This is a genomic window from Acidimicrobiales bacterium, assembly GCA_036378675.1.
GTDB lineage: Bacteria > Actinomycetota > Acidimicrobiia > Acidimicrobiales > Palsa-688 > DASUWA01.
Genome location: DASUWA010000001.1, coordinates 92,346 through 101,377 on the forward strand (window position 1 = coordinate 92,346; position 9,032 = coordinate 101,377).

8 protein-coding genes are annotated in these 9,032 nt (G+C 67.1%); all 8 read left to right on the top strand.

The window, feature by feature from the left end; all coding sequences use genetic code 11:
• The first annotated feature begins 4 nt into the window (after positions 1 to 4).
• Positions 5 to 1,951: a mycofactocin system FadH/OYE family oxidoreductase 1 gene (locus VFZ97_00480; protein ID HEX6391886.1), complete on the top strand. Its 1,947-nt coding sequence runs from the start codon at positions 5 to 7 to the stop codon at positions 1,949 to 1,951.
• Positions 1,948 to 3,909 carry a mycofactocin system FadH/OYE family oxidoreductase 2 gene (locus VFZ97_00485; protein ID HEX6391887.1) on the top strand — a complete coding sequence of 654 codons (1,962 nt, stop codon included), beginning with the start codon at positions 1,948 to 1,950 and terminating at the stop codon, positions 3,907 to 3,909. Before VFZ97_00480 ends, VFZ97_00485 begins: the two co-directional genes overlap by 4 nt.
• A complete protein-coding gene (locus VFZ97_00490) occupies positions 3,906 to 4,934 on the top strand; it encodes a mycofactocin-associated electron transfer flavoprotein alpha subunit (GenBank protein HEX6391888.1) in 1,029 nt (342 codons plus the stop codon). The genes VFZ97_00485 and VFZ97_00490 overlap by 4 nt, the downstream gene beginning before the upstream one ends.
• Position 4,935: 1 nt before the next feature.
• Positions 4,936 to 6,231, top strand: coding sequence for an FAD-dependent oxidoreductase (locus VFZ97_00495; GenBank protein HEX6391889.1), 1,296 nt, complete (start codon positions 4,936 to 4,938; stop codon positions 6,229 to 6,231).
• Positions 6,228 to 6,524, top strand: a complete 297-nt coding sequence (locus tag VFZ97_00500; protein ID HEX6391890.1) for a 4Fe-4S dicluster domain-containing protein — start codon at positions 6,228 to 6,230, stop codon at positions 6,522 to 6,524. The genes VFZ97_00495 and VFZ97_00500 overlap by 4 nt, the downstream gene beginning before the upstream one ends.
• A gap of 74 nt (positions 6,525 to 6,598) precedes the next feature.
• A complete protein-coding gene (locus VFZ97_00505; GenBank protein HEX6391891.1) occupies positions 6,599 to 7,540 on the top strand; it encodes a mycofactocin-associated electron transfer flavoprotein beta subunit in 942 nt (313 codons plus the stop codon).
• Between the two features lie 415 nt (positions 7,541 to 7,955).
• Positions 7,956 to 8,645, top strand: a complete 690-nt coding sequence (locus VFZ97_00510) for a TetR/AcrR family transcriptional regulator (protein ID HEX6391892.1) — start codon at positions 7,956 to 7,958, stop codon at positions 8,643 to 8,645.
• A 61-nt stretch (positions 8,646 to 8,706) separates the two neighbouring features.
• On the top strand, positions 8,707 to 9,032 hold a 326-nt coding region (locus VFZ97_00515), incomplete at its 3' end, for a hypothetical protein (GenBank protein ID HEX6391893.1).

Genomic DNA, 9,032 nt, shown 5'->3' on the forward strand with positions numbered 1-9,032 from the left:
GGCCATGAGCGTCCTCGCCGAGCCGGTCCAGATTGGCAGGTTCATAGCGCCATCTCGGCTGGTATTCGGCCCTCACGAGACCAACCTCGGGTATGGGCGGGCGATGAGCGAACGTCACCTGGCCTACTACGTCGAGCGGTCCGTCGGCGGGGCCGGGGTGATCATCACGGAGACCGCGTCGGTAACCGACAACGACTGGCCCTACGAGCGCGCCCCCCTCGCCCGGCTCTGTATCCCGTTGTGGTCGCAGCTCGTCGAGGCCTGCAGGACGCAGGGAACTGTTCTGCTCGCCGGACTGGGCCACGCCGGCGGACAGGGCTCGAGCGCGTACTCGCAAGAGGTCATGTGGGCCCCGTCGCGTGTTGCGGACGTCGTGACGCGAGAACCTCCGGCCGAGCTGGACCAGACGGGAATCGACACGATCATCCGCTCCTTCGCGACTGCAGCTTCCGGAGCAGTCGGCGCCGGGCTCCACGGCGTCGAGATCGACTCGGGGGCGTGGTCGCTGCTCAGGCAGTTCCAGTCGGGCCTGACCAACCAACGCAAGGACGTGTACGGCGACGACAAGCTCCTGTTCACCCGGCAGGTACTCGATGCGGTCAGGATCGCGATCGGATCGGGGCACATCCTGGCCATTCGATTGTCGTGCGACGAGCTGGCACCGTGGGCCGGAATCACGCCAGAACACGCCGCGGCAGCGGTGAAGCAGCTCGCCCCGCTCGTCGATCTCCTCACGGTCGTGCGCGCAGGTCCGTACTCGACGGATGCCTACCGGCCCGACCTGCACACCGAGCCGGCGCCCAACATCGCCCTGTGCGCATCTATGCGGGAGGCCGCCGGGAGTCAAGCACCCGTGGTTCTTCAAGGGAGCGTCGTCGATCCCGCGACCGCCGAGTCGGCGATCACCGACGGGACAGCGGATCTGGCGGAGATGACCCGGGCGCAAATCGCCGACGCGCGGTTGGTCGCCCTCGTGCGCGCCGGTATTGCGGAGCAGGCTCGGCCGTGCCTGCTGTGCAACCAGATGTGCCGTGTCCGCGACAACCGCAACCCGATCGTCACCTGCGTCGGCGAGCCTCGTTCAGGGCACGAGACCCAGGATGTGGTTCTTCCGACCGACGTTTCTCCGGGTGGGCCGGTGCTGGTCGTCGGCGGCGGTCCAGCAGGGATGGAATGCGCGCGGGTGCTGGCCGGCGCCGGGCGGCGGGTGCGCATAGCGGAGCGAAGCGATCGGCTGGGTGGCGCGCTTCTCCTGGCAGCCGTCGGCACAGGACGGGACCGAATGAAGCTGATCACCGACTGGCTCGCAGCGGAATGCGCCCGCCTCGGCGTTGAGATCTCTCTGAGCGAGGAGGTTTCTGCCGAGTCGCTTCAAACTGTGCGTGCGAACGGTTGGGAGGTCGTGCTTGCGACGGGCTCGCGCCTTTTTCCGGGGAGATATTCAGACGCCGCCGACCCTGCTGTGATCGACTCATTGGCCGTCGTTCAGTCCGATCCTGCGACGCTCGCAAACGGGCCGGTCGTCGTCGACGATCCGATCGGCGACTGGGTCGGCGTCGGAATCGCAGAATGGCTGTCCGCGGCGGGCAAGGCGGTCACCATCGTCTCGCCCGACCCGGTCGCAGGGACGTTGCTGGCTCGCACCGGCGACCTTTCTGCCACGAACGTGCGGTTGCAACGCGCCGGAGTCCGGCGTCAGTTGCGAAGCCGCGTCCGTTCCGTGGGCGCCGGCGAGGTTTGGGTCGAAGATGTGTGGACGGGCGAGAAGACCGCGCTGCCCGCCGCTCTGATCGTCGACTGCGGGCATCGGCTGCCCGAGGACTCGCTGTACCGCACCCTCGGCGATCGCCGGATCTTGCGAGCCGGGGACTGTGTAGCGCCCCGGACGGTTCACGAGGCCGTCCTCGAAGGCCGCCGAGCCGCGCTCTCGATCCTGGGTGTGGGCTTGTGAGCGCGACCGGCCAGTACCGGTACCTTTTTACTCCGCTGCGGATCGGCCCGGTCACGGTGCGGAACCGGATCGTGTTCTCCGCACACTTGACCAACTACGCAACCCAAGGCGGCTTGCCAAGCGAGCAGCACGTCGCGTACTACGCGGCGCGCGCCGCGGGTGGCGCGGGGCTGATCATCACCGAAGAGCACTCGACCCATCCGACGGATTGGCCATACGAAAAGCTGATTCATGGTTTTCACCCGGAGGTCATCCCGGGCTACCGGCGCATCACCGACGCAGTGCACGAGCACGACGTTCCGATATTCGCCCAGATCAACCACAACGGCGGGCAGGCGTCGAGCATGTACACGCGGTTGCCGGTGTGGGCTCCGAGCCCGGTGCCCGACCCGCTGTTCCGCGAGGTTCCCAAGGAGGTGGAGCTCCACGAAATCGCTGAGATCGTTGCCGGCTACGCGCTGGTCGCGGAGCATTGCGCGCGCGGCGGGTTCGACGGAATCGAGTTGCAGTGCTCGCACTCTTCGATCGTGCGAGGTTTCCTCTCCCCCGTAACCAACGTGCGCACCGATTCTTACGGAGGATCTCTGGAGAACCGGGCGAGGTTGCTTGTCGAGATCGTCGATGCGGTACGCGAGGCGATCGGACCGGAACTGGCCCTAGGCGTGCGGTTGTGCGGCGACGAGCTGATCGAGGGAGGCACGACCATCGATGACGCAGTGGCCGTCGCGCGAATGGTGGAGGCGTCGCAGAGGGTCGACTACATCAACACCTCGATAGGTGTTGCTACCGCGACGCTTTTCATGATCGAAGCGAGCATGCAGATCCCGCCGGGTTACTCGATGTTCATTCCGACGGCGATCCGTGAGGCGGTGAGCCTGCCGGTGGTGGGGGTAGGTCGTTTCAAGGATCCGCTGCAGGCCGATCGGGCGTTGGCCGCCGGCCAGTGTGATCTTGTCGGGGTAGTCCGGGGTCAGATCGCCGACGCCGACTTCGGCGCCAAGGCCCGAGCCGGACTCGCGACCGAGATCCGCTCGTGCCTTTCGTGCAATCAGGAGTGCGTTGGGCGCATGGGCCTCAACCGTTGGCTCGGTTGCATCGAGAACCCGCGCACCGGAAGGGAATCCGCGGCCGTCGCGGCGCCGGGACAGTCGCGACGTGTCGTCGTCGTCGGCGGCGGCCCGGCCGGTATGCAGGCGGCCGTTACGGCAGCCGAGCGCGGTCACCGGGTCGTCCTCCTCGAGCGGCAGGCGCGCCTCGGAGGCCAGATCCCGGCGGTGGCGAGCGTCCCCAGCCGCGCAGAGATGCTCGACATCACCCGGAACCTGTCGGCTAGTGTCGCCCGTCTCGGCATCGACGTACGTCTCGAATGCGTAGGCAGTGCCGAGATGGTCAGGTCGTTGCGTCCTGAAACCGCCGTCGTCGCCACGGGGGCCGCTCCGGCTCGGCCGTGGTGGGCCGGCGATAGCGACCGGGTGGTGGACGTCCGTGACGTTCTCGAAGGCCGGGTCTCGCCTGCCGGTAGGGTCGTCGTGGTCGACGAGCTCGGCTTCCATCAGGCGACGTCTGTCGGCGAGTTGCTCGCCGATCGTGGATGTGAGATCGAGATCGTCACCAACGGAATGGTCGTCGGCCAGGACCTCGGCATCACATTGGACCTGGAAACGTGGAACGTGCGCGCGCACGCCAAAGGAATCCGGCAGGCGACCGACTTGGTCCCCATGGCAGTGGTGGCGTCCGAGGATGGAGTCGTCCTCACGTTGCAGCACCACCCGACGGGCATGAACCGGGACATTGAGTGCGAGTGGGTGGTGTGTTGTGTGCACCAGCAGCCCGAGGACGCTCTGTGGCGCGAGCTGAGCGGGTCGTCGTTCGAGGTCTTCCGAATCGGTGACTGCCTCGCGCCGAGGCGAGCTCACGCGGCTGTCGTAGAGGGTCATCGGGTGGCGTTGTCGCTGTGAGCTCAGAGGACTTCGACGGCGATGAGATCGCACTAGTCGTGTGCCGTGACGGCCGCCTGCCGGCGGGCGCCGGCGAGGCGGCGGCCGAGGCCGGAGGTCGTGTCATCGTCGTTGGAACCGGCACCCAGTCGGTGGTAGGCGCCCTAGGCGGTTCGCGGATATGGCTGGCCGAGGCAGCGGTGGACCTGCCCAGCATCACGCGGGCACTCGCCCCGCTGCTCAACGGAGTTCGGGTCGTGGTAATGCCCGGGTCGCCCGACGGACGTGACCTTGCCCCGCGGTTGGCCGCCGAGATGGGCAGACCATTGCTCGCCGGAGCGGTCAGCGTCAAAGTGTTGGCGGATTCGACAGTTCACTCGGAGCTTCTCCGCGTCGATGGGCGCGTCGTGGTTCCGGTGGTCAGCGAGGATTGCGTTGTGGCGACACTGATGCCCGGGGCCCGCTCCCCCATTGCAACGCATGCCGATCAGTCGGTGTCCACCCTGTCGGTGTCCACCCTGTCGGTGTCTATCCCAGAGGCGGACCGAATATCCGATGTTGCGTCGGAGCTCGTCGAGCCGGATCCGGCGACGATGGATCTGGCGGATGCCAAGCGGGTTCTCGGCGGCGGAGCCGGGCTGGTGCCGGCGGGTATCTCCGACGAGGAGGCTCGATCGGTGTACGAGCTACTGGTCGCTGTCGCCGGTTGCCTCGGGGCTTCGGCCGGCGCGACGCGCGTCGTCACCGACGCTGGATGGATGCCATACGACCGGCAGATCGGAACGACAGGCGTCACCGTCGACCCTGACATCTATGTGGCATTCGGAATCTCGGGAGCTAGCCAGCACGTCGGCGGCCTCGGCGCACCCCGGCACATCGCGAGCATCAACCTCGACCCGTCGTGCCCGATGACGGCGATGGCCAACCTGGGCTTGGTGTCGAACGCACCGGGAGTCCTGCTCGAGCTTGCCCGGCTTCTCGGTGTCGCAATCCCGCCGGAAATCGAATCTCGACTGACGAACTCCAAGGAACCGCACCTTGCCTGACGTGGTTGACGCCGTAGTCGTGGGCGCCGGGCCCGCCGGATCGGCCGCCGCTCTGGCGCTAGCCCGCGCCGGTCGATCCGTGATCCTTCTGGAACGCGGGCCTTTCCCGGGCTCGAAGAACCTGTACGGCGGGGTTGTTTACGCACGAGTCCTCGACGGGGTCATCCCCCGCTGGTGGGAGGAGGTCCCGGTCCAGCGCTGGGTGGTCCGCCGGTCGACGATGGTCCTCACCGAGACTCAGTCCTTGAGCGTGGACATGCGAACGTCTTCGTGGGGCGACGCGCCGTACAACGGGATGACTGTGTACCGAGCTGACTTCGATCAGTGGCTCGCAGGTCACGCAGTCGCGGCGGGGGCCAATCTCGTCACGTCGACGGTCGCAACCGGCCTGATCTGGGACGGCTCAGGCCGCGTAGTAGGCGTGAAGACAGACCGCCCGGATGGCAACATTCGCGCACAGGTCGTCATCGCATGCGACGGCGTCAACTCATTCCTGGCGAAAGAAGCCGGACTGCTCCCTCAGGCCGATGCCGCCCACCACACACTCGGAGTCAAAGAGGTGCTCTCACTGCCCGCCGAGACCATCGACGAACGATTCGGTCTCGGCCCCGACGAAGGGCTCGACATCGAGATGGTCGGCGTCACCCGCGGCATTCCCGGTGGCGGTTTCCTCTATACCAACCGCGACACGGTAAGCCTCGGTGTCGTCGTATCGCTGAAGGGCCTCGCCGACGCGAAGGTACGTCCCGAAGAGCTGATCGCGGATCTCAAGGCTCACCCGACCATCGCACCTTGGCTGCGCGGCGCGACCTTGAAGGAGTACGGCGCTCATCTGATCCCCGAGGGCGGATACGACACAATGCCGCCGCTTACAGCCGACGGACTCATGGTTGCGGGCGACGCCGCCGGGATGACCTTGGCCGCCGGCATATGGCTAGAAGGAGTCAACTTCGCCATCGGGGCGGGTCTCGCTGCGGGCAAGGCAGCTACGGATGCGATCGCCGCCGGTGACACCACGACCGCCGGCCTCGCCGGCTACCGGCGTGCTTTGGAATCGAACTTCGTCCTCAAGGATCATCAGCGCCTCAGACGGGCCCCGGGACTGGTCCTCTCGCAACGGATGCAAGGTCCGTACCCGAAGCTGATGTGCGACGTGGCCGAGCGAATGTTCACCGTGACCAACCCTGAACCCAAGCCTGGACTGGTGCTGCTCTTGCGACGGGCCGCAAAGGAGCAAGGGGTGCGGTGGAGGGACCTGGTCCGGGACGGCATCGAGACGATACGGGTATTCAGATGACCGCAAGATGGCAGTCGGTTTCGTTCGATGAGCGGATGTCAACCGTCGAGTTCCGGGTCGGCGAACGTGCTCACATCGTCGTCGACTCCGACGTGTGCGAATCCTGCACGACGCGCGCCTGCGTGACCGCCTGCCCGGCAAACCTCTTCGCGCCTACCTCGAGTGGGGGCATCCTCTTCAACTACGAGGAGTGCTTCGAATGCGGCACCTGCTACATGGTGTGCAACGAAGAAGGCGCGATCACGTGGACGTATCCCGATGGCGGCCAAGGAGTCGTGTTCCGCCATGGGTGAGCCCGATGGGTGAGCTCGGTGGGTGAGCTCGAGCGATGAGCTCGATGGGTGAGCTGAGTGGGTGAGCTCGAGCGATGAGCGCGAGTGCCGAGGTCGTCGTCGCCTGCCTCGCACCGGCGGATCAGAGACCGGAGGTCGATCCGTTGTCGGGAGAGGTCGTGGTCAACGACGCGATGGCAAGCCTCTCGGCTGCGGACGCGGCAGCGCTGGAGTACGCGCTCCGTGCCGGCGAGGCCTGGGGCGCTCGGGTCATGGCCGTCGCCGCCGGCGGTGCTTCCGTCGTCCCGGCGCTGCGCGAGGCCGCGTCGCTGGGAGCCGAAGTGCTTCGCGTTCCCCTGCCGTCCGCCCATGACTCGCTGCACGGCCCCCGTCGATGCGAGGGGACGGAACTCGCCGGCGACCCGGGTGTCGTGACTGCAGTCCTTTCGTCCGCTATTCGCGCTTCCGGCACGCCGGCGCTGGTGGTGTGCGGTGACCGGTCGTCGTTGTCGGGCGCCGGCGCAGTGCCGGCGATGCTTGCCCACCATCTCGGTGCGGCCCAGGCCCTCGGGTTGGTGGCGATGGAATTCGAATCCGGCGGTGTCGTCCTCGGGCAGCGCCGTCTAGATGGAGGGTGGCGGGAGAGGATCCGCTTGACCGCGCCGGCGGTCTGCTCGGTTGAGGCCGCCGGCGTTCGCTTGCGGCGCGCTTCTCTGAATGCGGCCCTCGCGGCTGCCTCGGTTCAGGTGCCAATCGCGTCTTCTTCCGCGACGGCCGCGGCGGCCGCGGCGGGCGCTGCCGGCGCTGCTCGGGTACACGCCGGCGCTCCGCGCTTCTACCGACCCCGGACCAAGGTGATCCCCCCGCCAGCCGGAGGGACCCACGAGCGGATCCTGTCCCTCACCGGTGCGCTCGTTCAACGGGAGCCGCCCCGGGTGGTCGGCCCGGTCGCCCCCGCCGAGGCGGCCCGAGAACTCCTCGAGTTCCTTCGGCGCGCCGGCGTGGAGGTCGGTCAGGCCGGTGACGCCGGCGGGTGACCCCGCCGAGATCCACCTTTGACCGATCGCAGGGCGCCAAACTGGCGAGCCCATGGCAGAAGAACCCGCCCGGACGACGGAGTGCCGCTCACCGCTCGGCATATTCGAGGAATGCCCTCATTGCGGAGGCCGGATGACGAACGAACACGCCCACTACCGTTGCGAGGATTGCGGCTGGCGGGACTCCTGCTGCGACTGATACGACTGATGCGACTGATGCAACTTGCGACGGATGCGACGGATGCGACTGAGCGCACCGAGCGGCGGCGCAGACGAGTCCGTCCGCCAACTCTCACAAGGTGTGTAGAGAAAAGGAACCCTGGTTCCCTTTCTCTACCCGGCGCCCTCCCCTGCCGCATGAGAGCGATAGGGAACCGAGCCCTACGATAAGCCGCGTGCTCAACATGGTGTCCACGTGACCGAGCCGGTCCGGCGCAAGTGGCGTGGCATCGAACCCGACGCACGCACCGCTGAGCGACGACAACGACTGATCGACGCGGCCATCGACCTCCTCTCCACGGAGGGCCTGAGTGGCACCACTGTGAGAGCGGTATGTGCCCGGGCCGGGCTGCACAGCCGCTACTTCTACGAGAGCTTCGAAGACATCGACACTCTGCTCGTTGCCGTCTTCGACCAACTTTCGGCCAGCTTCCTCGAAGAGGTCTCCGCAGCGGCCGAGGCGGCCCCGGACGACCCGAAGGCCCGGCTCCAGGCGGCGGTCCAGAAGTCCGCGGAGATCGTCACCCGCCAGACTCACCTGGTACGCATCCTGAACGTTGAAGCCATTGGTAACGAGCAACTCAACCGGCGCCGGATCCGCATGCTCCACGACATCGCATGGATGATCGAGCAGGATGCATACCGGGTCTACGGCGCGCCGGCGCAGGGCGAGCAGATCGGCACTCTGTCGGCCCGCTTTCTGGCTGCGGGTTTCGCCGAGTTGCTCATCGCATGGGTCGGAGGCGAACTGGACGCCGAAGCGGAAGAGCTGGCTGCGGACGCGACCGAGCTGATGCTGGCGGTCTCGGAGAAGGCCCGGCAGCTCGCCCTCTCTCGGGCCGCGGAGCGGCCGCGAACGTCACGCCGCAGCCGAGGCACCGCCTGAAGTCAACCCGGGCATCCGGCCTTGTTGACTACGGGTGTATCCAACTATATGCTGCGACGGGATGGCAGGCACCGCTGACCGCTTCGTGGTCGCCGGCGGGAGCGTGGCTGGGCTGGCCACCGCGCTGGCTCTCGGTCGCGCCGGCGCTGACGTCGTCGTGGTCGAGCGTGACGTCATCCCTGAGGTCAACGACGCCGAGACGGCGTTCGGGGTAGAGCGGCCCGGTGTTCCGCAATCGCATTTCTTGCACGCGTTTCTGGCGAGGATGGTCAAGGTCCTGCGGGAGCGTTTTCCAGACGTGCTCGACGACCTGCTCGAAGCCGGCGCCAGGATCGACCGGCCGCCGGCAGCGGATCAGATCCTGGACGAGAACGTGTGCATGCTCCT